Annotated in this window: 29 protein-coding genes; all 29 read left to right on the forward strand. The window is 38.7% G+C overall.

Features of this window, described 5'->3' with window-relative positions; all coding sequences use genetic code 11:
- The first annotated feature begins 188 nt into the window (after positions 1–188).
- The 29 genes from UN64_RS14435 to trpA all read left to right on the forward strand — a co-directional run bounded on the left by UN64_RS14435 (position 189) and on the right by trpA (position 24,356).
- On the forward strand, positions 189–851 hold the full coding sequence (locus UN64_RS14435) for a flagellar brake protein (protein ID WP_077363996.1): 663 nt from the start codon (positions 189–191) through the stop codon (positions 849–851).
- A 42-nt stretch (positions 852–893) separates the two neighbouring features.
- A complete protein-coding gene (locus tag UN64_RS14440; protein ID WP_077363998.1) occupies positions 894–1,079 on the forward strand; it encodes a DUF5359 family protein in 186 nt (61 codons plus the stop codon).
- Between the two features lie 130 nt (positions 1,080–1,209).
- Entirely contained in the window at positions 1,210–1,884 is a 675-nt protein-coding gene (gene cmk, locus UN64_RS14445) for a (d)CMP kinase (RefSeq protein WP_077364000.1), read from the forward strand.
- Positions 1,885–1,886: 2 nt separating this feature from the next.
- Positions 1,887–2,468, forward strand: a complete 582-nt coding sequence (locus UN64_RS14450; RefSeq protein WP_077364002.1) for a lysophospholipid acyltransferase family protein — start codon at positions 1,887–1,889, stop codon at positions 2,466–2,468.
- Between the two features lie 81 nt (positions 2,469–2,549).
- A complete protein-coding gene (rpsA, locus tag UN64_RS14455) occupies positions 2,550–3,689 on the forward strand; it encodes a 30S ribosomal protein S1 (protein WP_077364004.1) in 1,140 nt (379 codons plus the stop codon).
- Positions 3,690–3,781: 92 nt separating this feature from the next.
- Positions 3,782–4,384 (forward strand): YphA family membrane protein, encoded by a 603-nt coding sequence (locus UN64_RS14460; protein WP_077364006.1) that lies wholly within the window; start codon positions 3,782–3,784, stop codon positions 4,382–4,384.
- A 146-nt stretch (positions 4,385–4,530) separates the two neighbouring features.
- Positions 4,531–5,844, forward strand: a complete 1,314-nt coding sequence (der, locus tag UN64_RS14465; RefSeq protein ID WP_077364008.1) for a ribosome biogenesis GTPase Der — start codon at positions 4,531–4,533, stop codon at positions 5,842–5,844.
- 9 nt (positions 5,845–5,853) lie between these two features.
- Positions 5,854–6,435 (forward strand): glycerol-3-phosphate 1-O-acyltransferase PlsY, encoded by a 582-nt coding sequence (gene plsY / locus UN64_RS14470; protein ID WP_077364010.1) that lies wholly within the window; start codon positions 5,854–5,856, stop codon positions 6,433–6,435.
- 20 nt (positions 6,436–6,455) lie between these two features.
- Complete coding sequence (locus tag UN64_RS14475) at positions 6,456–7,481, forward strand: NAD(P)H-dependent glycerol-3-phosphate dehydrogenase (RefSeq protein ID WP_077364012.1); 1,026 nt, start codon at positions 6,456–6,458, stop codon at positions 7,479–7,481.
- Between the two features lie 111 nt (positions 7,482–7,592).
- Positions 7,593–7,853: a stage VI sporulation protein F gene (locus UN64_RS14480; RefSeq protein ID WP_077364014.1), complete on the forward strand. Its 261-nt coding sequence runs from the start codon at positions 7,593–7,595 to the stop codon at positions 7,851–7,853.
- A 466-nt stretch (positions 7,854–8,319) separates the two neighbouring features.
- Positions 8,320–8,520: a DUF2768 domain-containing protein gene (locus tag UN64_RS14485; RefSeq protein WP_077364016.1), complete on the forward strand. Its 201-nt coding sequence runs from the start codon at positions 8,320–8,322 to the stop codon at positions 8,518–8,520.
- 14 nt (positions 8,521–8,534) lie between these two features.
- Positions 8,535–9,245: a hypothetical protein gene (locus UN64_RS14490; protein ID WP_077364018.1), complete on the forward strand. Its 711-nt coding sequence runs from the start codon at positions 8,535–8,537 to the stop codon at positions 9,243–9,245.
- 260 nt (positions 9,246–9,505) lie between these two features.
- A complete protein-coding gene (gene spoIVA / locus UN64_RS14495) occupies positions 9,506–10,984 on the forward strand; it encodes a stage IV sporulation protein A (RefSeq protein ID WP_077364020.1) in 1,479 nt (492 codons plus the stop codon).
- A 448-nt stretch (positions 10,985–11,432) separates the two neighbouring features.
- Positions 11,433–11,705: an HU family DNA-binding protein gene (locus UN64_RS14500; RefSeq protein WP_066290474.1), complete on the forward strand. Its 273-nt coding sequence runs from the start codon at positions 11,433–11,435 to the stop codon at positions 11,703–11,705.
- A gap of 497 nt (positions 11,706–12,202) precedes the next feature.
- The gene (gene folE / locus UN64_RS14505; protein ID WP_066290471.1) at positions 12,203–12,769 is read left to right on the forward strand and encodes a GTP cyclohydrolase I FolE; all 567 of its coding nucleotides are present in this window, start codon (positions 12,203–12,205) and stop codon (positions 12,767–12,769) included.
- A 15-nt stretch (positions 12,770–12,784) separates the two neighbouring features.
- Positions 12,785–13,003 carry a trp RNA-binding attenuation protein MtrB gene (gene mtrB, locus UN64_RS14510; RefSeq protein ID WP_066241872.1) on the forward strand — a complete coding sequence of 73 codons (219 nt, stop codon included), beginning with the start codon at positions 12,785–12,787 and terminating at the stop codon, positions 13,001–13,003.
- A gap of 181 nt (positions 13,004–13,184) precedes the next feature.
- The gene (locus UN64_RS14515; RefSeq protein ID WP_171978929.1) at positions 13,185–13,886 is read left to right on the forward strand and encodes a heptaprenyl diphosphate synthase component 1; all 702 of its coding nucleotides are present in this window, start codon (positions 13,185–13,187) and stop codon (positions 13,884–13,886) included.
- Between the two features lie 4 nt (positions 13,887–13,890).
- Positions 13,891–14,595, forward strand: coding sequence for a demethylmenaquinone methyltransferase (locus UN64_RS14520; protein WP_077364024.1), 705 nt, complete (start codon positions 13,891–13,893; stop codon positions 14,593–14,595).
- A 16-nt stretch (positions 14,596–14,611) separates the two neighbouring features.
- Positions 14,612–15,475, forward strand: a complete 864-nt coding sequence (locus UN64_RS14525; RefSeq protein ID WP_077364026.1) for a UbiA-like polyprenyltransferase — start codon at positions 14,612–14,614, stop codon at positions 15,473–15,475.
- Positions 15,472–16,062, forward strand: coding sequence for a UbiX family flavin prenyltransferase (locus tag UN64_RS14530; RefSeq protein WP_077364028.1), 591 nt, complete (start codon positions 15,472–15,474; stop codon positions 16,060–16,062). The genes UN64_RS14525 and UN64_RS14530 overlap by 4 nt, the downstream gene beginning before the upstream one ends.
- 6 nt (positions 16,063–16,068) lie before the next feature.
- Entirely contained in the window at positions 16,069–16,896 is an 828-nt protein-coding gene (locus tag UN64_RS14535) for a menaquinone biosynthetic enzyme MqnA/MqnD family protein (RefSeq protein ID WP_077364030.1), read from the forward strand.
- Between the two features lie 22 nt (positions 16,897–16,918).
- Positions 16,919–17,884, forward strand: a complete 966-nt coding sequence (gene hepT / locus UN64_RS14540) for a heptaprenyl diphosphate synthase component II (RefSeq protein ID WP_077364032.1) — start codon at positions 16,919–16,921, stop codon at positions 17,882–17,884.
- Between the two features lie 89 nt (positions 17,885–17,973).
- A complete protein-coding gene (gene ndk / locus UN64_RS14545) occupies positions 17,974–18,417 on the forward strand; it encodes a nucleoside-diphosphate kinase (protein ID WP_066290459.1) in 444 nt (147 codons plus the stop codon).
- 382 nt (positions 18,418–18,799) lie between these two features.
- On the forward strand, positions 18,800–19,573 hold the full coding sequence (locus UN64_RS14550; RefSeq protein ID WP_077364034.1) for a CheR family methyltransferase: 774 nt from the start codon (positions 18,800–18,802) through the stop codon (positions 19,571–19,573).
- Between the two features lie 369 nt (positions 19,574–19,942).
- On the forward strand, positions 19,943–20,971 hold the full coding sequence (gene trpD / locus UN64_RS14555) for an anthranilate phosphoribosyltransferase (protein ID WP_077364036.1): 1,029 nt from the start codon (positions 19,943–19,945) through the stop codon (positions 20,969–20,971).
- A complete protein-coding gene (gene trpC, locus UN64_RS14560) occupies positions 20,961–21,737 on the forward strand; it encodes an indole-3-glycerol phosphate synthase TrpC (protein WP_077364038.1) in 777 nt (258 codons plus the stop codon). Before trpD ends, trpC begins: the two co-directional genes overlap by 11 nt.
- On the forward strand, positions 21,727–22,371 hold the full coding sequence (locus UN64_RS14565; protein ID WP_171978930.1) for a phosphoribosylanthranilate isomerase: 645 nt from the start codon (positions 21,727–21,729) through the stop codon (positions 22,369–22,371). Before trpC ends, UN64_RS14565 begins: the two co-directional genes overlap by 11 nt.
- Complete coding sequence (gene trpB / locus UN64_RS14570; RefSeq protein WP_077364043.1) at positions 22,349–23,557, forward strand: tryptophan synthase subunit beta; 1,209 nt, start codon at positions 22,349–22,351, stop codon at positions 23,555–23,557. The genes UN64_RS14565 and trpB overlap by 23 nt, the downstream gene beginning before the upstream one ends.
- Positions 23,550–24,356 carry a tryptophan synthase subunit alpha gene (gene trpA / locus UN64_RS14575; RefSeq protein WP_077364045.1) on the forward strand — a complete coding sequence of 269 codons (807 nt, stop codon included), beginning with the start codon at positions 23,550–23,552 and terminating at the stop codon, positions 24,354–24,356. The genes trpB and trpA overlap by 8 nt, the downstream gene beginning before the upstream one ends.
- Positions 24,357–24,359 lie beyond the last annotated feature (3 nt).

Raw genomic sequence — 24,359 nt, forward strand, 5'->3', positions numbered from 1 at the left:
ATGGTCTCGCCCTCGCTCCAATTTACTATCGATGAAGAATTTCTTAAAAATCTCTCTGTCCCAACTATCTTTTAGAAAAGCATAAAACAAGCAAAATTTCGCTTTTTGAAATTTTGCTTTTTCTTTTTTTAAATAACTGTCATAATAAGGTAAAGGCTACAGAAACGCAATTTTTGGGGGAAGATTTTATGATTGCTGTAGGGGAACCGTTATATTTGCAACCGTTATTTTCAGATAAAAAGGATAAATACAGGTGCAAAATTTGTGAAGTGAAAGATGATCGCATTTATATCGATTATCCAAGTAATGAAAAAACAAATCGTACAGAATATTTTTTTGATGGCACCCAGTTTAAAGCATCATTTGTGGACAAGGAAAAGAATGTTTTTACATTTCGCACTGAACTGCTTGGCAGGAAGATCGAGAAGATTCCAGTATTAATCATTGCCTCACCGAAAGAGGAAGAAATACATAAGATTCAGCGAAGAGAATTTGTCCGTGTTGAAACATTATTGGATACAGCGGTGAGAAATATGGATGATTCTTACCCTCCATTTAATTCTGTCGTGCTTGACCTTAGTGCTGGGGGAATGCTTTTATCTTTGCCGGTAAAACATAATGTGTCAAAAGGAGATATACTGGAATGTTTAACAGTTCTTCCTATGCAATCAGGTGAGAAAATTTACCTGGATCTTCATTGTAAAGTGTTGAGGATCTTAGATGGACATGCGAAGGATAGACAAAGAGCACCGCTTCAGTTCGAATCGATTGATCAAAAATCAAGACAGCATATTATAAGATTCTGTTTTGAACAACAGCTTTTAATGAAAAAAAAGGAAACAACCATCTAGAATAGCTATCTTTTTTTGGGGAATAATACTCCCGAAAAGAAGGTGACGAAGATTAAAAGACTAGAAAAGTTATTAATTCAGCTTGCTATTGCTCATTTTATATTATTATTGATCGCACAAGTTTTTCTAGAGATTCCTTCGTTTAAGATGTACACGAATAAAAGCATTCATTATGAAGGAGTCATAAAAGGGGAAAGAGAACCTGCCTTGGAAACGATAGACCGTTAAGCAGGAATTGTGATAAGATAGATATAGAATTAATCTGTCATTTTTAGATTATGTACAGAAAAAGCAGGGGAAAGTTTACCTGCTTTTATTGTTATGTATTCATTGTCATAGGTATGGGGTAGGAGGAAACATGAAAAAATTATTATCGATTGCTATTGATGGTCCTGCAGGTGCAGGAAAAAGCACGGTAGCAAAGCAAGTAGCTGAGCGACTTTCTTTTATTTATATTGACACTGGTGCCATGTACAGGGCATTAACTTATAAAGCTCTTTCGTTAGGGGCGGACTTAAATGATGGAATCGCTCTTGAATCAGTTCTTCAGACAACAAAGATCGAATTGGTGAAAATCGAAACAGGTCAAGCAGTGTATCTTGATGGAAAGGACGTATCAGAAGCAATCAGGTCAGCAGAAGTAACAAATAATGTTTCTTTTGTTGCACGGCAAAAAGAAGTACGGATTGAAATGGTGAAAAGACAGCAGCAGCTTGCCGAATCAGGCGGAGTAGTCATGGATGGCCGGGATATCGGTACACATGTGATGCCAAATGCTGAACTGAAAATCTTCTTGATCGCGTCAGTAGATGAACGCGCTCGAAGAAGATATGAAGAAAATCTTGCAAAAGGATTCCCGGCAGATTTTGAATTGTTAAAAAGTGAAATTTCACTTCGGGACAAAAGAGACAGCGAAAGAGAAGCTGCTCCATTAAGAAAAGCAGAAGATGCTATTGAACTGGATACAACTAGCATGACCATCGAAGAAGTAGTCTCAAGCATTCTTAATTTTGCAGAGGAAAGGGCACGCTAATTATGAAGCTTTATTCTTTCGGAAAATGGCTTTGCGGTACTTATTTTAAGAGTTCATTTAAACCTGAAATAATCGGGGCGGAAAATATGCCAGATACTGGCGGGGTATTGCTCTGTACGAATCATATTCACAATTATGATCCCCCACTTGTTGGTGTTGCTTCACCAAGGGATGTTCACTTCATGGCGAAAGCAGAACTCTTTTCGGTGCCAGTATTGAAACATGTTTTGCCTAAAATTAACGCGTTTCCTGTAAAAAGGGGAATGAGCGATAAGACAGCTTTAAAAACAGGTATGAACCTTTTAAAAGAAGGAAAGGTAGTCGGCCTTTTCCCAGAAGGGACCAGAAGCAAAACAGGTGAGATCGGCGAAGGTTTGGCGGGTGCAGGGTTCTTTGCGCTTAAATCTGAAGCTCATATCGTCCCTTGTGCAATTGTCGGTCAGTATAAAAAAGGAAAAAGTTTGAAAATTATCTTTGGCAAGCCGATTGACTTTACACATTTACGCGAGCAAAAAGCTTCCGCAAAAGAAGCTACAGAGCTTATAATGAATCATATAGCACAGTTGAAAAAAGATAACGAATAGGTTTGTTCTTTACAATGTTAATGTTCTTTCAAAGTGAAAGTTCAATAAATTATTTTTTAATTTTTTGAGGAGGCCACGAACATGACAGAGGAAATGAGCACAAGTTTAACAAATGCTACTCAAGCTGAAACAGGCGAAATCGTAAAAGGTACGGTTCTGAAAGTAGAAGACAAACATGCGTTAGTTGATATCAGCGCTAAACAAGACGCATTTTTGCCGATTAATGAGGTTTCAAGTCTTTTTATTGAAAAGGTAAGTGATGTATTAAATGAAGGAGATCAAATCACTGTTAAAGTGCTTTCTCATACAGAGGACAAACTGCTTGTTTCAAAAAAAGCGGTTGACAGTGAAAAATCCTGGTCTGAGCTTCAAGAAAAATACGAAGCGAAAGAAACGTTTGAAGTTACAGTTCACGAAGTAGTAAAAGGCGGTCTTGTTGTAGATTTAGGAGTACGCGCATTTATTCCTGCCTCAATGGTTGAATCACATTTTGTAGAGGACTTTTCAGATTATAAAGGCAAGAAGCTTTCGGTTAAAATTGTTGAGCTTGATACTGAAAAAGGGCGTGTAATATTATCACACCGTGCCGTAACTGAAGAGGAAGAAGCGGGAAGAAAGCAGGAGATTTTAGACCGCCTCGCTCCAGGAGAAATTATTGAAGGTAAAGTTCAGCGTCTTACGGACTTTGGAGCCTTTGTTGATATTGGAGGCGTCGACGGATTAGTTCACGTATCTCAGCTTTCTCATAATCGTGTAGATAACCCTTCTGAAGTATTAAGTGAAGGCCAAACAGTTAAAGTGAAAGTTCTTTCTGTAGACCGCGATAATGACAGAATCTCGCTATCAATTAAAGAAACACAGCCTGGACCGTGGGAAGAAGCTAGTTCTTCTATTACACCCGGAAGTGTCATTGAAGGTACAGTAAAACGAATCGTTGCTTTTGGTGCATTTGTTGAAGTGGCACCTGGGATTGAAGGCCTTGTGCACATTTCAGAGATGGCAAACCGCCATATCGGCAACCCGAGTGAAGTTGTTAAAGAAGGACAGCAAGTATCTGTAAAAGTACTTGATGTAAACAGCAAAGAAAAAAGAATGAGCTTAAGTATGAAAGCCGTTCAAGATGAAAAAGATAAAGAAAATCTTAAACAAAACCTTCCGAAAGAAGAAAAAGGATTTTCGTTAGCTGAAATGATTGGCGATCAGCTAAAAGAATACAAGTGATTTTTATTGAAAGCTCCCGATTATCATCGGGGGCTTTTTTTCTGCGATTAAGCACGTGAAGAAAGTGGCATAATGCTATCGAGGTGAAATTCATGAATGATGGCATACTTTTTTATTGGTTCATGTGGATCGGTTGGGTTGTAACAACCTTTTTAATTAAAAAAAATCCATTTAGAAATGCAGTGATTTTCATTTTGCTGCCAGGGATAGTCATGTCAGGTTATAATATTCCTTTTACATTGGGAACTGTTAATGCAGCTTTTCTCTACTTTTTAATTATCGGGCTTGTCCATGTTATTCGAAGTACAGGTGAGCTTCACTATTTTTTAACTGTAAGTTTTATTATAGGTGTAAGCTATGCAGTTCTTCAGATTTTTGCACTTTATGATCCTGCTAAACTGTTTATCGATAAAAAGTATTTGCTGATTATCTTTCTTGCAGCTGTGCTGTTTCTTATTTCAAAAAGAAATATCGATTTATTCTATATTCCCTTAATTGGTATTTTTATTGGAGATTCTTTATATCAGTTATTGATCTTCAGGCTTACCGGATACTTAGAAATAGGTTCTTTGTTTGTATTGGATTTGCTCGCTTCAACTACAATGATTCTGTTTTGTATGGTAATATTGGTAGATATGTTCAAAAAATTAAGGCGTGTCTCTTATAAAAAGGTTAATCCAGCAAAGCCGATATAATGGAAACCTATTATTATTAAGTTGTCTAAGCTATCAAGAATTTGCTAAAATAAGTGGACTTGTCTAATTTTATTGCAACTTAACAAAGTAATGATGAATTCATAAAGAAATGATTGATTTGATCAGGAAAAAAGGGAAGTGTCAACATGACTAAACCAGTTTTAGCCATAGTAGGAAGACCAAATGTAGGGAAATCTACTATATTTAACAGAATTGCCGGAGACCGCATATCCATTGTAGAAGATATGCCAGGTGTTACCCGTGACCGCATCTATAGTTCAGCGGAATGGCTGAATACCGAATTTAACTTAATCGATACAGGCGGAATAGAAATCAGTGATGCACCGTTCATGAGCCAGATGAAGGAACAAGCAGAACTGGCTATTGAAGAAGCCGACGTTATCTTGTTCTTAGTAGATGGTATGAATGGTATTACAGCGGCTGATGAAGAAGTAGCTAAAATGCTTTTTCGTTCAAAAAAGCCTGTTGTTTTAGGTGTGAACAAAATTGATAATCCGGAAAGAAAAGAATTGTTATATGAATTTTACAGCCTAGGAATGGGTGAACCCATCGGAGTGTCTGGTACTCATGGAATCGGACTTGGAGATCTTTTGGATCAAGTTATCAGTCATTTTCCTGAAACGGTTGAAGAAGAAAAAGACGATGATACGATCTATTTCTCCTTAATCGGAAGACCAAATGTTGGTAAATCTTCTTTAGTAAACGCGATTTTAGGGAAAGAGCGCGTAATCGTAAGCAACATTGCAGGTACAACTCGTGATGCTATTGACTCAAGCTTCGAGAAGGAAGATCAAAAGTATGTAATTATCGATACAGCAGGAATGCGCAAGCGCGGAAAAGTATACGAGACTACTGAAAAATACAGCGTTATGCGAGCGATGAAAGCAATTGAACGTTCAGATGTCGTCTTGATGGTCATTGATGCAGAAGAAGGTATCATCGAGCAGGATAAAAAAGTCGCTGGGTTTGCTCATGAAGCAGGAAAAGCGGTCGTTATCGTAGTGAATAAATGGGATGCCATCGAAAAAGATGATAAAACGATGCAAAAATTCGAGCAGAAGATTCGTGATCATTTCCTCTACTTATCATATGCACCGATCGTTTTCGTATCTGCATTAACTAAACAGAGACTTCATCATTTGTTCCCGGTGATTAATCAGGTTGCTGAAAACCATTCATTAAGAGTTCAAACAAATATTTTGAATGAGGTTATCATGGATGCAGTTGCGATGAATCCTGCACCAATGGATAATGGAAAACGGTTAAAGATAAACTATGCAACTCAAGTAGCTTCTAAACCGCCTACATTTGTTATTTTCGTTAATGATCCTGAGCTTTTTCACTTCTCTTATAAGAGATTTTTAGAGAACAGGATTCGTGAAACATTCGGATTTGTAGGTACACCAATCAAAATTTTTGCAAGAAAGAAAAATGATTAAGGTAATAGTATGATGTGGATCCTCCTCATCTTATTATCTTATTGTTTAGGTTCTATCAGCTTTAGTTATTTGCTTACAAAGCTGTTGAAAAATGAAGATATCAGGAACCATGGAAGCGGCAATGCAGGTGCCACCAACACATTAAGAGTGCTTGGAAAGGGACCTGCCATTGCTGTCCTTCTTTTAGACAGTTTGAAAGGGATATTGTCTGTTTTTGTACCTTTATGGCTAGGATTTAGTCCAAACATCGCAATACTGTGCGGTTTTGCAGCTGTAATTGGTCATAATTATCCAGTCTTTTTTGGATTCAAGGGAGGAAAGGGAGTTGCAACAACAATCGGTGTTTTTGCAGCTATATCTTTCTTCCCATCTCTAATAGCAGGTATAATTGCTATTCTTACGATTTGGATAAGCCGGTTTGTTTCTTTAGGATCAATCGTTTTTTTAATCCTTACACCTTTCTTCATGCTATATCAATACAGCCTGCCAATTATTGCGATTTTAACGGGAGGCTGTATCTCTGCTGTTTCAATCTGGCGTCATAGGGGAAACATACAAAGGCTGATAAAAGGGACCGAACGCAAAATTTAATAATTTGGAGTGTGACATATATGGATAACGTTGCTGTATTAGGTGCTGGAAGCTGGGGAACAGCTCTTGCTATCGTATTAGCTGATAATGGTCACAATGTCCGCTTGTGGGGACGGAGAGAAGAACAAGTATCCGAAATTAACGAAGAGCATCGCAACGAGAAATACTTGCCTGGCATTGAGCTTCCGAATAGCATAAATGCTTCTGTAAAGCTTGAAGAATGTATAGAAGGTGCAGATATCATCGTTCTCGTTACCCCTACAAAAGCGATGAGGGATGTTCTCGGCCAGCTGAAGAATTCATTAACTCGAAAAGTCACGATTGTTCATGCGAGCAAAGGTATTGAACCTGGTACATATAAGAGAATTTCAGAGATCATTCAAGAGGAGCTGCCTTCGTCGCTTCTAGAAGCAGTGGTTGTGCTTTCCGGCCCAAGCCATGCAGAGGAAGTATCTTTAAGACAGCCAACGACTGTTACTGTTTCTTCTGAAAAGGTAGAAGCATCAGAAAAAGTCCAAGATTTGTTTATTAACCAAAATTTCCGTGTCTACACAAACCCTGATGTAATCGGTGTTGAGCTTGGCGGTGCACTAAAGAATATTATCGCTTTAGGGGCAGGTCTATCTGATGGATTAGGATACGGAGATAACGCTAAGGCAGCATTAATCACCAGAGGACTTGCGGAAATTGCACGGCTCGGAACGCATATGGGAGCTAATCCTCTTACTTTTTCAGGTTTAACGGGCATTGGCGATTTAATTGTAACTTGTACGAGTGTACATAGCAGAAACTGGCGTGCAGGGAATATGCTTGGAAAAGGGATGGCACTCGATGATGTCCTAGATAATATGGGAATGGTCGTTGAAGGAGTCAGAACCACCCAAGCGGCTTTCGAATTAAGCAAGAGGGAGCAAGTTGAAATGCCGATCACACAAGTCCTTTACGATGTTCTCTTCAACAATAAAGGCGCAAAGCAAGCTGTTGATGAGCTGATGCAGCGCTCACGCACACATGAAGTTGAGGATGTTTCATCCTTAAAAAGCTAGTCTGAATAGGCGGGTGTCTAAATAAATTTAGGCAATCGCCTTTTTTCTTTTCACCCTTCTTGCAATGCTGCATACGATAGGGATGAAAAGGAAGTGGGAGGAGGACTTCAGGTGGAACGTGAACAACAATTTTTTGACAAGATCGAGAAAAAAACGAGTGTTAAAAAGGACGATATTTTTAAACTTGCACAATCCGTAAGCGGTTCTAATTTACGTGATGAGCGCACGATTCGAATGCTGATTTCCCAAGTATCTTCTATGGCTGGGGTAGCTGTCACGAAACAGAAAGAAGACCAGATCGTTCAGGCTGTTTTGAATAATAACATCCCTCTAGACCTGGCAACTCTATCTAAAATGTTCGATGGAAAATAGGCGGCAGCAGTGAAGCTGTTAACAGTTAATTCTGCGTCTGTTTGATAAGTTACTGAACGTAATTAAGGGAGTATTTAGTCAAACACCCGGTCAGAGCCGGGTGTTTTTTTGTCGTTTGACCATAAGGTGAAGGGTATCATATATGCAGAAATTGTCAGGATGTGTCGGTTCGTGGTTATTTTTCATTTTACGTGGGATTAATTTAATTAACGTGAGAAAAAAATGAACAAACGTGGGATTAAGGTATGTTACCGTGGGAATTCTCGTTCTACTACCTGCAGGGGTATCTAAGGGGTATCTTGCATAATGCAGTTTCAATAGGAGAAACGGCATTCTAAGCAAGGGTTATGTCAACTGACTATTACGAGTGTATGAGATCAAACCAGTTTTATATCTATACGAAATGAATTTTAAAGAAATTGAACAAATTATGCTATAATGTACGCTGTGGACAAGGAGGATACATATGAGTGAAGGTTTATTGAAAATGTGGGTGGCATTAGCGGCCATCGGTCTAATGTTTATTGCAGTTTTTTCAATCATGTTCAGCCGTTCTAAACTATCTGGTGTTATTCGGGGAATCGTTTCTTTTTTCGCCTGGATCTGTATGATAGTGGCTGGAATACTAATTATAATCGTCGTTTTTAGCGGGCCAGTACAAGGGTAGAGGAGGAGATCAATTTGCAAAAAAAATGGCTGATTCCTTTACTGCTTATCCTTTTTACTCTCTCAGGATGTCTCTATCCTGAAGAACGAAAGCTGCAAAACCGCATGCCTTATCAGGATCAGATCACAGCTGTACAGACAGCGGTTGACAACTTTCAGAAAGATACTGGTGTATTGCCTATTAAAACAAAAGAAGCAGACACAGATATCTATCAAAAATATTTAATCGATTTTAATAAACTCATTCCAAAATATATGCAGGAACCGCCAGGCAATTCTTATGAAAAAGGCGGAACATTTCAATATGTACTGATAGATGTCGAAACAAAACCAACTGTTAAACTGGCAGATCTTGTTTTAACTGATAAAGTTCAGGATGTACAGGTTGCGTTAAACATCTATATGGATAAACACCGTTATCCGCCGTTTAAGAAGATTGAGGAACAAGGAAGATACACGCTTGATTATAAAAAATTAGGATTTAAAAAGGATCCTTTCGTTACCAGTCCTTTTACAGGTAAGAAATTGCCTATGATGGTAAACGGCGATGCGAAAATTTTTATAGATTATAGAAAAGACTTAAAGCCTGCGATCGAGAGCTATAATGATGAGTTGGACAAGCACGAAGATATCCGCCATCTGCTAGCAGAACATTCCTTTTTTGTACCAGTCTATTCTGTTCCTTATAAAGTTGAAAACAAAGAGCCTGTTTTTTTAATAAAATAGGCATGAACTCTCCCTTTTTCTAATACATTCATAGAAAAGGCGGAGAGATTTTTTTTGGAAATCCTTATAACGAAACAAGCTTTATAGTTTCATCGGTAGGCACTTTAGTGCGCCCTCCCGTTTTAATGGAACTATACAACAGAGAAAAAGAGGTTCCAATAAAAATTTCCGTTCCTTTGTCATAATCAATAGGACAAAATCATACGATGTATTGTCCAAGACTAGCATCCGGAACTTTATTTGGATCGGGAGGGAAACGAATGGAAAAAATCGATATTTTTAAAGATATCGCCGAAAGGACGGGCGGAGATATCTACTTAGGAGTAGTAGGAGCAGTAAGAACGGGTAAGTCTACATTCATTAAGAAATTTATGGAGCTAGTAGTCCTGCCTAACATTGAAAATGAAGCAGAACGTCAGCGAGCTCAAGATGAATTGCCGCAAAGTGCAGCTGGACGCACCATTATGACCACTGAACCCAAATTTGTTCCAAACAATGCGGTAAAGATTAATGTTGGGGAAGGTCTTGATGTAAATATCCGTCTCGTAGACAGTGTTGGATACGCTGTTCCGAGTGCAAAAGGGTACGAGGATGAAAACGGCCCTAGAATGATTCATACACCTTGGTATGACGAGCCGATTCCGTTTCATGAAGCGGCCGAGATAGGAACAAGGAAAGTTATCCAGGAACATTCTACACTTGGAGTTGTCGTGACTACGGATGGCTCTATCGGAGAAATTCCGAGATATGATTATGTAGATTCAGAAGAACGTGTTGTAAATGAGTTAAAAGAGGTAGGGAAACCGTTCATTATGCTGATCAATTCAACTCATCCGCATCATCCGGATACACAGCAGCTGCGTAATGAACTATGTGAGAAATATGACATTCCTGTACTTGCTATGAGTGTTGAGGGGATGACGGAACACGATATTAACAATGTCCTTCGTGAAGCTTTATACGAGTTCCCTGTATTAGAAGTAAATGTAAATCTTCCAAGCTGGGTTATGGTGCTAAGAGAGAATCATTGGCTGCGTGAAAGCTATGAAGAAGCAGTAAGAGAAACCGTTCAAGATATTAAGCGTCTGCGCGATGTTGATAAAGTGGTAGGATTCTTCGCAAACTATGACTTTATTGATGATGCAAGACTCGCTGGGATTGAGATGGGGCAAGGGATTGCAGAAATCGATCTTTTTGCACCGGATTACTTGTACGATCAGATCTTAAAAGAGGTTGTTGGGGTCGAAATTCGAGGGAAAGATCATCTTCTTCAACTTATGCAGGAATTTGCATATGCAAAGACAGAGTATGATCAAGTGGCGGATGCGCTAAGAATGGTGAAGCAAACAGGATATGGAATTGCTGCTCCTGCTATCACCGATATGAGCTTGGATGAGCCGGAAATAATTAGACAGGGCTCAAGATTCGGGGTTAGACTTAAGGCTATCGCACCTTCGATTCATATGATCAAAGTTGATGTGGAATCTGAATTCGCACCAATCATCGGAACAGAAAAACAAAGTGAAGAAATGCTAAGATATTTAATGCAGGATTTTGAAGAAGATCCGCTATCAATCTGGAATTCTGATATCTTTGGACGCTCCTTAAACTCTATCGTAAGAGAAGGAATACAAGGAAAGATTTCATTAATGCCGGAAAATGCAAGATATAAATTAAAAGAGACGCTTGAACGTATTATTAATGAGGGATCAGGCGGTTTAATTGCTATTATTTTATAACTTTGAGACTCCTATAACCAGGAGTCTTTTTTTTATTTAAAAGCATTTGTTCTCCGCTCCAGGTGTTCGCTTTCCGCAAGGCATGCGGTGAGCTGCCTAGCACATTGCGCCATTACGTGTCTCACTTGCTGCATGCGTAACACTTTATACCTTAAACATTACGGACTATTTCATATGAAAATAGAAAAAAGATTCGGAAAGAAAGACAGACTTTTATACCTCTAAAACTCGTTTTTTGTAAAAAAAGGTCAAAAAATAAGGAAATTTAAGGGTTGAAACGCTAAAAACGTCGAAAAAAGATTGAATTCTTTAAACGAATCGTATAATATAAGGCTTGTTACAGATAAAATAAGTAAAATCCTGTATATTACATATGAAATTAATACTTTAAAAAAATATTTCACTACCGATATACCTGTAGAGAATTCCTTGAGAGGAGGTGAATGGAATGAACAAGACTGATCTTATCAACGCAGTATCTGAGCAAGCTCAGCTTTCTAAGAAAGATGCATCTAAAGCAGTTGACGCTGTTTTCGAAGCGATCACTGGCACTCTTCAAAGCGGAAGCAAGGTGCAGCTTATCGGTTTTGGTAACTTTGAAGTTCGTGAGCGTGCAGCTCGTAAAGGCCGCAACCCGCAAACTGGACAAGAAATCGAAATCTCTGCAAGCAAAGTTCCTGCTTTCAAACCAGGGAAAGCCCTTAAGGACGCTGTAAAATAATCAATACATAGGGCAAAAAGACCGTGATTCGTTCACGGTCTTTTTTTTACGATGTTTTCGTATACATTGTTGCTCTCGATAGTAGTTAATTTCCGCTTCAGGTTGCTCGCTTTCCATGGGGCGTACGGTGAGCCTCCTGCCGCTTTGCGCCACTAGGAGACTCCACCTGACCGCTCGTCCCATAGGAGTCTCGCACCTTACGCTTCAATCAACTTGCACAGGTAGAAAAAAAGAAAATACCCAAACAGCAACAATCTTTTAGAAAAGAGCCTTTTTTATGTCATGATGAGTTCAGCTTGGGTCTCTTGAGTTACTATTAGCAGCAACAATCATTTTAATATTTGAAATTTCTCTTTTATACATTTTATATCATACTACATCTAACTGCTAATCTCTTCATCTTCCACTCTTACTGTAAGGGGTTTCTCCTTTTGCTATTCTTTCAGCAGTATGCTAAAATTTTGCTATTGTGTTATTGGAATTGGAGGACAAAGAGCGTGGCAGAAGTTCAACGTGAGAAAATTGAAACCGCAGTAAAAATGATACTTGAAGCTATTGGAGAAGACCCTGAAAGAGAGGGTTTAATAGATACTCCGAAACGAGTAGCAAAAATGTATGAAGAAGTCTTTCAAGGATTGAATCAAGATCCAAAAGAGCACTTTGCAACTATTTTTGGAGAAGATCACGAAGAATTAGTACTCGTGAAAGATATACCTTTTTATTCAATGTGTGAACATCACCTTGTACCTTTCTTTGGCAAGGCTCACATAGGCTACATACCAAAAGGCGGTAAAGTTACAGGACTGAGCAAACTAGCCAGAGCAGTGGAAGCTGTAACAAAAAGACCGCAGCTGCAAGAAAGAATTACTTCGACGATTGCAAACAGCCTGCTTGAAACACTTGAACCGCATGGTGTAATTGTTGTTATCGAAGCAGAGCATATGTGTATGACGATGCGCGGAGTAAAAAAGCCTGGCTCCATGACAGTTACTTCTGCAGTTAGAGGTGTTTTTGAGAAAGATGCTGCAGCTAGGGCAGAAGTATTAAGTCTGATTAAAAACTAAGGAGGGTTTCCAATAATGAAATCAGAATTTGACTTTTTTGTTATAAAAGCAAAAGAAAATGGTGTAAATGTAATTGGATTAACCCGGGGAACAGAAACAAGATTTCACCACTCAGAAAAATTGGACAAAGGTGAAGTGATGATCGCGCAATTTACCGAGCATACTTCAGCTGTAAAAGTAAGAGGCAAAGCAGTTATATACACTAAGCACGGTGAAGTAGATACAGAATCATAAGAATAGCTTAAAAGTGAAATTAACTTACCGTTGGCAGGAATGTTGATAAATACGTGCTGGTGGATAGGCTAGGCGGTCAGCCTAGTTTTCTTTATGTCCGAAATAACGATTGAATCCATAAATAATTGGCGACTATGTTATAATAATGAGGCGCATTTCACTGTATCTTTGGAGGTATATGATGAACAACAGGGAAAAAATCCAACGTTTAAAAGAGCATACACTTTTATTGATGCAGCATAGTTATGTCAATAAGTTTCTGACACCTCCAGTTTTTGATGAAGCGAAAGTGTATATAGCATACTGTCTGCTTAGTGAACTTGAATTGGATGAAGCTGTTAAAGCAGAATATTTCAGTTCAATACTTTTGATACAGTCTGCACTTGACCGGCATGAAGATATCCTCGATGAAGACATCGTTTCACATAAAAAGAGAAGGCAGCTCGTTGTTTTATCCGGCGACTATTTTAGCAGCCTCTACTATCTGTTATTATCCAGGTGCGAAAATTTAAATTTGATATCAAAGCTCTCAAATGCGGTCCAAAAAATAAATGAACATAAATCTTATATGCATCATCAAATCGAAAAAAGCAATGTGGAATACATAAAAACCACAGGCCAAATTGAAAGCTTATTGTATATAAAAGCTGCTGAATCATTTGGTATGCAAAAATATATTCCGTTTATAGAACGCTATCTTCTCATATCCCTCTATCAGAGCAAAGAAAAGAGAATGTCGCTGAACGAAGATCAATTAGAATTTTTAAATTCGTGTGAAACAGATTTGCGAGAAAAAAGGATAGATATGCCTCACGTCTTTCAGCGGGAAGACTGCAGCATTTATAAATGTATTGAAAATGACTTAATGTTAGGAGAGGGTTAATCCGATGTTGAGTAAAGAAGAACGGGTTCACTCTGTTTTTGAAAAGATATCAGATCAATATGATTATATGAATGATCTTATCAGCTTCAAACAGCATAACAGATGGCGAAATGACACAATGAAACGAATCAGTGTTAAACCGGGCGACAATTGTTTGGACGTCTGCTGCGGAACTGGAGAATGGACATTTGCGCTTGCGGAAGCTGCAGGTGAAAAAGGTAATGTGACAGGACTGGACTTTAGCGAGAACATGTTGAAGGTCGGACAGGAAAAATTGAAGAAACGCTCTTTTCCCAACATAACGTTTTTACATGGAAATGCAATGGAGCTGCCTTTTGGAGATAACACCTTTGATGTTGTAACAATTGGTTTTGGCCTCAGAAACGTACCTGACTATTTTCAGGCGCTAAAAGAAATGGCAAGAGTAGTGAAGCCTGGAGGAAGAGTAGTTTGTCTGGAAACGTCACATCCGACAGTTCCAATTTTCAAACAGGTTTTCAAATTTTATTTTACGTATATCATGCCTGTCTTTGGTAAACTTTTCGCAAAAAGCTATCAAGAATACTCTTGGCTGCAAGAGTCAACTGAAGCTTTTTTGACTAAGGAAGAACTGAAAGATCTTTTTCAAAAATCAGGTTTGACCGAAGTAGAAGTAAAATCATATGCATTAGGTGCAGCTGCTATGCATACAGGCAAAAAACCGCAATAGAAGAGAGCGTTGAAGTGTGTGGAAAAAATTTAAGATTATTTTAGAAATGATTAAGTTTGAACATACCATTTTTGCTCTGCCTTTTGCCTATTTAGGTGCAATAATGGGGAACATTGTTGAAGAAGGAACCATGCCATCATTGTTCGAATGGGTATGGATTACGTTAGCAATGGTAGGTGCAAGAAGTTCTGCAATGGCCCTAAACCGGGCGATAGATTCAGAGATTGATGGAGCAAATCCGAGAACAAAGACACGCGCAATTCCAGCAAAACTCTTAAAAATAGGTGAAGTATACTTATTTATAGCAGTGTCTCTAGCGTTATTGTTTGTTAGTGCGTACCAGCTTAATATACTTTCTGTAAAACTGCTTCCGCTGGCTGTCTTTTTTCTTGTAATTTATTCTTATACGAAGCGTTTTACTTACCTGTGCCACATTGTCCTGGGGATTACAATTGCACTCGCACCGCTCGGCGGATGGGTTGGTGCAACTGGTACATTAAGTCAGGAAGCGTTTCTATTATTCTTCGGCGTGCTTTTTTGGACGGCAGGTTTTGATGTGATTTATGCAACCCAAGATGCGGAATATGACAAGTCACATGGTTTATATTCTATTCCGTCTGCATTTGGCATTGCAAAAGGACTGATAACTGCCAGATGGCTTCATGCTGCTAGTTTCATAGCTTTCATTACACTTGGTGCAGTATCAGGTATGGGGTGGATTTATTATCTCGGCGTCTTTATTTCAGGCGCTATTATGATATATGAACATTCATTGGTAAAGCCACATGATCTATCAAAGCTAGATGTTGCTTTCTTTACGATGAACGGTGTTTTAAGTGTAGTTATGTTTATTTTTTCAATAGGGGACCTTTTATTATGAAAACTTTTACAATAGGGATTACCGGGGCAAGCGGCGCTGTATATGGTATTAGACTTGTACAGGAAATTCTGAAGAGCGGACACAAAGTGCATCTTGTTGTGACTGAAGCAGGATGGCAAGTATTTAGAGAAGAGCTTCTTTGGAATACAGAGGACCGGGAAGCTTGTCTGGAAGAACACTTTGCTTCATTTGGCAGTGAACGTTTCCATTACCATACACTCCGCGATTTTAATGCACCTATCGCGAGTGGTTCTTATCAGAATGACGGAATGGTTATCATACCTTGTTCGATGGGTACTTTGTCTGGTATCGCGCATGGAGCCTCTGGAAATCTGCTGGAGCGTACGGCAGATGTTATGCTGAAGGAAAGCAGAAAACTCATCTTAGTTCCAAGAGAAACACCTCTTCATAAGATCCACCTGGAAAATATGATCAAAGTTACTGACGCTGGGGGTAAGATCGTACCCGCAATGCCTGGCTTTTATCATCTGCCTAAGTCGATCGACGATTTAGTAAATTTCCTCGTAGGAAAAGTCTTGGATAACTTAGGTGTTCATCATGAATTGTTTACACGCTGGGGAGACTGATAGACTATGAACATTGGGGAAATAAGCTATACAAACATCATACCCCTATACTTTTATTTAGACAGAGAACGATTAAAGGAGAACGGTGTATCAATAACAGATGCTGTTCCTTCTAGAATTAACCGGCTTATGGAAGAAAAAAAGTTAGACATAGGAGGGATCTCCTCTTTTTCTTTTGGAAAAAATGCAGACCGTTATAGTCTTATCCCAGACTTATCGGTTTCAGCTTTCGGAAAAGTAAATTCTATTTTTTTGTTTTCGAAATACCGGTTAGAAGAGTTGGGCGGAAAAAAGATCGCTTTAACGTCCAGTTCTGAAACGTCTGTTGCCTTGTTGAAGATCATCATGCAGCAATTTTACAGAATTGAGCCTTCTTTCGAAGTAGAAACACCGAATTTCGAAAAAATGATAGAGCTGTATGATGCATGTCTCCTGATTGGTGATGATGCAATTTCAGCCAAAAGAAAGAACAGAAGCTATCATGTGTATGACTTAGGAGAAATCTGGTATAAAGAGACAGGACTTCCGATGGTTTTTGCTGTGATGGCCTATCGTAAAGAAATGGAAACAGAAAAGAGAGAATTGCTCTCTTATGTTGGTCAAAGTATGACAGAAAGCAAAGAACGCTGTCTGCGAGAAAATTTTGCACCTGTTGTTGAACGTTCAGTCATTGAGCATGGCGGCACTTCTGCATTTTGGGAATCATATTTTAACGGGTTAAATTACGGATTTAATGGCGAACATGAAAAAGGACTTAGTGTTTATTTTCAGCTTGCTAAAGAGTGTGGATTGTTGCAGACAATACCCTCTATCTTAAAGTTTTCGTATAAGTAACAGGCGATAGGGTGAAATAAAAGTGAAGTTAAAAGACTTATACTCATTTTTAAAGAAAGATTTACAGCAAATAGAAGATCAACTCGCAGTGTCGGTTAGTTCTGACCAGCCTATGATTCATACAGCAGGCATGGAGTTATTAAAAGCAGGGGGAAAAAGAATCCGCCCTGTATTTGTTCTGCTTTCTGCTCAGTTTGGTACATATAACATCCACCAAGTTAAAAAGCCTGCAGCAGCGTTAGAATTAATCCACATGGCCTCGCTTGTCCATGATGATGTCGTAGATGATGCTGACATGAGAAGAGGAAGAGAGACTGTTAAGGCAAAGTATGACAATAAGATCGCCATGTACACGGGTGATTATATTTTTGCTTCTGCTCTAAAGTTAATGACAGATATTGAAATTCCGCGTGCACATCAGATTCTGGCGCAAGGAATGAAAGAGATGTGCCTCGGCGAGATCGAACAGATAAACGAACAATTTGATACTGATCAGAACATAAGAAAGTATTTTAAGCGGATCAAGCGTAAGACCGCTTTGCTGATTGCTTTAAGCTGTCAATTAGGAGCGATCACATCAAAAGCGGATGTTTCCCTTCAGAAGCTGCTTTATGAGTTTGGCTATTGTGTCGGCATGGCTTTTCAGATTACGGATGATATCTTAGATTTTACATCATCAGAAAAGCAGCTTGGAAAACCTGCAGGAAGTGATTTGAAGCAAGGGAACATTACACTTCCGGCGCTATTCACGATCCGCAATTATCCTGAAGTGAAAGAGAAGCTGAACCTCTACTATCAAAATGAAAATTCTGAACTGCTTAGAGAGCTATTAAAAGATATTAAAACCCTTGGCGGGATTGAGTATGCATCTCAAATCTCCGAAAAGTACCTGAATCGTGCTAAAAATGCTGCACGATCATTACCTGAAACGGATGCAAGGGACAGCTTGCTGAAAGTAGCGGATTATATTGCTGGCCGGAAATTTTGAACCATTGCTAATTTTTAAAATTTTTGGTACGATTTCTCTGGGGAACTTGTCCCGCATATACTATACATAGATGATAGGAGAGGGAATACATGGAAAAAACGTTTTTAATGGTTAAACCAGATGGCGTTCAACGTGCGTTAATCGGAGAAATCGTATCCCGTTTTGAAAAGAAAGGTTTTCAATTAGTTGGTGCGAAATTAATGAACATTTCTGAGGATCTTGCTAAAGAACATTACGGTGAGCACAAAGAGCGTCCGTTCTTCGGAGAGCTTGTAGACTTTATTACTTCTGGACCTGTATTTGCAATGGTTTGGGAAGGTAAAGACGTTATCTTAACTGCTCGCAACATGATGGGCAAAACGAACCCTGCTGAAGCAGCTCCTGGTTCAATCCGCGGTGACTATGCTGTACAAGTAAGCAACAATATCATCCATGGTTCAGATTCTGCTGAAAGTGCAGAGCGCGAAATCGGTTTATTCTTTAAAGAAGAAGAACTAGTTTCTTACGATAAAGCTGTTTCTGTTTGGATCTAATTTTTTTAAAAATGAAAGCGTTTTAGCCGGCCGTTGTGCCGGTTTTTTATTTATTAGACTTTTGTCACAAACCCCAGTAGTTATTAGAAGTCGTTGCTTTCTTCTTCAGGTACTCGCTGTCGTTTCAGAGAAGATTCTTGTTCCTGCGTCTACAGAGTAAATGCTACCGAAGTGAGCTTCCTCGTCGCATGCCTAGCGAGAAGCTTTTCATGTATAAGGCACGCACCTTTCAATTCAATTTACTTATTAATGAAGTGAATGAAAAATAATCTTAGGCAGCAATCTTTTAGAAATGTCCTTTTATGAAAAAAGTTTAAAGTCCGCCGATATAAGGGATATGAATCATGAACAAAGCAGCATATGACTAACGGGAGAGAAATTTATGGATTTGGACTATGAAGGATTTAAAAAGAATATTTTGCTAAAAACGGGAATTGATCTTTCAAAATATAAAGAAGCTCAAATGAAACGGCGGCTTATCGCGTTAAGAGAAAAAAGAGCTTTCGGTTCCTTCTCTGACTATTATCAAGCATTATCAAATGACAGGAATATGCTGGATGAATTTTTAGATAGAATGACGATTAATGTTTCTGAGTTCTATCGAAATCCTTCTCGATGGGAAGTGCTTGAACAAAAGATCTTACCAAGACTCTTAACTGAACGTTCCTCTATAAAAGTATGGAGTGCAGCATGTTCGACAGGGGAAGAGCCATATACGCTTTCGATAATGCTATCAGAATTTAAAGGGATCACCAACTTTTCTGTTTTGGCGACAGATTTAGATGAACAAGTTATTGAACACGCTAAAAACGGTTTTTATTTTGAAAAAGCAGTTCAAGATGTCCCTGTTGTGAAAAAGAAGCGATATTTTTCAAAGCAGGAATTAGGTCTAAAAGTAAGTGATGATATAAAAAAACATGTAACATTTAGAAAGCAGAACCTTCTTTCCGATCCATTCGGAAATGATTTTGATTTAATCGTTTGCCGGAATGTAATGATTTATTTTACAGAAGAGGCAAAAACGGTTTTATATGAAAAATTCAGTAAAGCACTGCGTCCAGGAGGAGTATTATTTGTTGGAAGCACAGAACAGATCTTTAATCCTGGTTTGTACGCATTAGAATCAGAAGAACCATTCTTTTACAGAAAAAAATAATAAAATTTATTATATGGATTTTACTTTCTAATGGTTGACAGATTAATATGAATGGTTTAATGTAACTGATAAGTTTAGAGCAATAGTTTAGAGTATTTAGAGCTTAGTTGAGACAAGTTGAGAGAGTTTGAGTGGAGCAGAGCCGAGAATGGAAATGTACATATGCCATGCGGGTTATTTCTGCATGGCTTTTTTGTATCCTTTTTTATTAAGGAGTACATGGTCCATAGAAGAATCGTCCTCTTATTTACCCCTCACTCTCCGTAATCTGCGGAGGTGTACTTTATGTTTTTTTCCTTTCATAACCCGCCTTGAACGATTGTTTTTTCACAGTGCAGAATAAAACAATACGTTTAAAGGGGCGTTCTTATGATTCAATCACTCAATAAAAAATTAGTAAAAAATGAAACGATGACAGAGAATGAAGCTTTTTATTTTATGGAAAGTCTCGTTAATGGGAGTGTAACTGACGCTGAAGCCATTTCTATTCTTAGTATAATGAGCTATCGAGGTGAGACTGCTGAAGAAATCACAGGTTTTGTAAAGGCGATAAGAAAACTTTCAAAACAGGTCAGCAGAAAGTCCACCGAAGAAATAATGGATACTTGCGGTACGGGCGGTGATGGAGCATCCACCTTTAATATTTCTACCGCGGTAAGCATCATCTTGTCCTCTCTTGGCATTAAAGTAGCAAAGCATGGCAATAAAGCAGTCACATCTAAAAGCGGCAGTTCTGACGTATTAGAAGCTCTCGGCATTAATGTGGCTACAAACAGTTACGAAGCAAATTCCCAGTTAGATAATTATGACATTGCATTTTTGCATGCACCTTATTTTCATCCATCTTTGAAAAAAGTCGCACACTTAAGACGGCAGCTATCTTTTAGGACTATTTTTAATATAATCGGTCCGTTAGTAAACCCGATGTCCCCAGCTTATCAGCTGATTGGTGTAAGTGATGAAAATGCCGCTGCAGCGATGGCAGAAGCTATTAAAAAACTCGGTATTAAGAAAGCACTTTTAGTTACAGGAAAAGATGGGCTGGATGAATGTTCGATTACAGGCGAAACAAAAATGTTTTTAGTTGAAAACGGAGAAATTACTGAGTTTACATTTACACCTGAAGAAGCAGGACTGAAAAGAGGCTCATTAAAAGATATTACTGTAAATGATAAAAAAGAAAGTGCAGAATTAATTATTTCTATATTAAAAGGCCAAGGAAATGAATCAGCAAGAAATATCGTCATACTAAATGCTGCAGCAGCATTATTTGCCTCAAACCGTGTTCACAGGATCAAAGAAGGTGTAGAAGTGATAGAGAACTGCCTGAGCTCGGGCACAGCATATAAACATCTCTTATCGATTAATAAAGAGGAGGAGAAAGCTCTTGTTAACTAAAATCATCCAGCAAAAAGAAAAAGAGATTGATGTTCTTCCTCCGATCACAAGATCAAGAAATATAGATTTTACTGAAAAAGACCATCGTCCATTTGCCTTGAATCTGCTTAAATCTGAAAATAAGCCAGCATTGATTGCAGAAGTGAAGAAAGCATCTCCATCTAAAGGTATTATTAAGGAAAATTTTGATCCTGTAAGTATTGCTAAAGAATATGAAGAAGCTGGAGCAGCTTGCTTATCGGTTTTAACAGATACTGAATTCTTTCAAGGAAGCCTAAAATATTTAAAAGAAATTCGAAAGCACGTTTCCATTCCGTTGCTGAGAAAAGATTTTATAATCGATGAAAGGCAAATTGTTGAGAGTGTTGAACATGGAGCAGATGCAATATTGCTGATTGCAGCTTGTTTAACGAAAGAAAAGTTTAAATCACTTTATAAATTTGCTGAGGAATGCGGTCTTGAGTGCTTAGTAGAAGTCCACTCGAAAAAGGAAATCGATCAAGTCTATGAAGTTTGTAATCCTTCTATGATCGGAATAAACAACCGTGACTTAAAAAACTTTACAACGAGCATCAATCATACTTTTTCGCTGCTTCCTTTCATAAAAAAAGAAACCATAGTGATTAGTGAAAGCGGAATTAAATCGGGTGCTGATGTGAAAAGTCTCTTAGAGCATGGTGTGAACGGAATGCTGATAGGGGAATCACTTATGCGTGCTGATTCTATCGAAAAGAAATTATCGGAGCTTTATGGGTATGTACGTTAAATATTGCGGCTGCCAGACAGAGGATGACTACCTGCTTCTTTCTACATCCAGAGCTGATATTATCGGTTTTATTTTTGCTGATAGCAAAAGAAAGGTAACGATTGAGGAAGTCTCGTCATGGGTTGGTTCTCACGAGAAACGAAAACTGATAGCAGGTGTATTTCAGAACAGTTCAATAGAAGAGATGGTTTCTGCGGCAGAGAAAGTTCCCCTCGATATTATTCAATGTCACGGAAATGAATCGGTTAGTACCATTATCAATCTGAAGAAACTTACAAAAAAGCTAATCTTTAAAGCAATTCCTTATAATGATACAATCTCTGAACAGATTTCAGTATATGCAAAATACGCAGATGCAATTGTGGTTGACTCTGAATCGAAAGGGCAATTTGGCGGTACTGGAATTTCGTTTTCTTGGAATCAGGTGCCGGCAATTTTAAAAGAAGCAAAAAAAGAAAATGTTCCATGTTTCATAGCGGGTGGAATCAATCCGGAAAACATAAATACTTTGCTTGATTATGATCCATACGGAGTGGACCTTAGCGGTGGCATAGAATACGAAGGAAAAAAAAGCAGTGATCGGATAAAAAAACTAGAAAGGATGATTTTACATGCCAACAGCGATCGTACCTGATCATCGAGGAAGATATGGTGATTTTGGCGGAAAATATGTGCCTGAAACAATCATGTTTGCCCTTGAAGAACTTGAAAAATCATTTGAAGAAGCTATAAACGACAAGGAGTTTCAGAAGCAGTTTCAAAATGAACTTGCGGTGTATTCAGGAAGACCAACGCCTCTAACCTTAGCTGAACGATTAAGTGAGGTTAATGGAGGTGCCAAGATCTATTTGAAGCGTGAGGATCTTAATCACACAGGGGCTCATAAAATAAATAATGCGATCGGACAGGCACTCTTAGCTGTAAGGATGGGCAAGAAAAAAATTATTGCTGAAACTGGAGCAGGACAGCATGGAGTTGCAGCAGCGACCGTAGCCGCGAAATATGGCCTTTCATGCAAAGTCTATATGGGCAAAGAGGATATAAGAAGACAAGCGTTGAATGTTTTTCGTATGAAACTTCTGGGGGCAGAGGTAATCGAGGTAACGAGCGGAAGTCAAACGCTAAAAGACGCTACGAATGAAGCAATAAGAGAATGGGTGGCATCTGTTGAAGATACGTTTTATCTTATCGGTTCAGCTGTCGGCCCCCATCCTTATCCTAAAATGGTGAAGAATTTTCAGCAGGTAATCGGTTTTGAAACGAAAGATCAGTTTATCCGGGAAAATGAAGGGGGATTACCAGACGCTGTTGTTGCGTGTGTTGGCGGCGGAAGCAATGCGATCGGCATGTTTGCTCCGTTCATCGAAAAAGATGTTCCGCTTTACGGTGTAGAAGCTGCAGGCAAAGGAGTTGAAACGAATGAGCATGCAGCTACCCTATCAAAGGGTACAAACGGCGTGATACATGGATCCCTGACAAAACTTCTGCAAACGGAAGAAGGTCAGATTACAGAGCCTTATTCGATTTCTGCAGGATTGGACTACCCTGGAATCGGACCCGAACATGCTTATCTTCATGAAACCGGAAGAGTAAAATATGAAGCTGTAACCGATCAGGAGTCCTTAGAAGCATTACAGTCTCTATGCTTGAACGAAGGTATCCTATGTGCGCTAGAGAGTGCCCATGCGGTGGCGTATAGCCTTAAACTTGCAAAGAATATGAGCAAAGATGAAGCAGTGGTCGTCTGTCTATCGGGCAGAGGAGATAAGGATGTTCATACACTTATGGAAAAAGCCGAAGGAGGGAATCAGCATGAATAAGAGATGGAGAGCTTTTCATAATTCGGCTGATTATCGATTTGTTCCTTATATTATGGCAGGAGACCCGTGTGAAGAGGCTACAATAGAACTTTCTTTAGCATTAGAAGATTGCGGTGCAGCTGCCCTGGAACTTGGTGTGCCCTATTCGGATCCTCTAGCTGACGGACCGGTTATCCAACGGGCAGGCATGAGGGGATTAAAGCAGCAAATGAACCTTGAGAAAACGATTAAACTTGTTTCAAAGCTGAGGGAAAGAGGCTTAAAGATTCCCGTAATCATCTTTACTTATTATAATCTTTTGTTACAATTAGGAGAAAATCGCTTCATGTCACTTGCAGAAGAAAATGGCGTTGATGGTCTCTTGGTCCCGGATCTTCCTTATGAAGAAAGCTCTTACTTAAAAGAAATGTGCTCAGTTTATCACCTCGCTTTAATCTCATTAGTAGCTCCAACTACACATAAAGAAAAGCTTAATAAACTATCAAAAGAAGCAGAAGGTTTTCTTTATTGCATTTCTTCACTTGGGGTGACTGGAGTTAGAAGTGACTTCCGTGATGGATTGAACGATTTCTTAAGAGCTGCTAAAGAAAATGCAGCTGTTCCTGTCTTAGTAGGATTTGGATTGTCAAAAAGAAATCAAATCGAACAATTTGAAGGAACAAGTGATGGATTTATCATAGGAAGCGCTATTGTTCAGAAGATTGAATCTTTGGAGAATGAACTTATTAATAACAGAGAAGAAGCGATTAGAGAATTTAAGCAGTTTGTAGAATCGATGCTGCCTGTTTATAGCAGTTAGAAA

The organism is Fictibacillus arsenicus, assembly GCF_001999465.1.
Taxonomy (GTDB): domain Bacteria; phylum Bacillota; class Bacilli; order Bacillales; family Fictibacillaceae; genus Fictibacillus; species Fictibacillus arsenicus.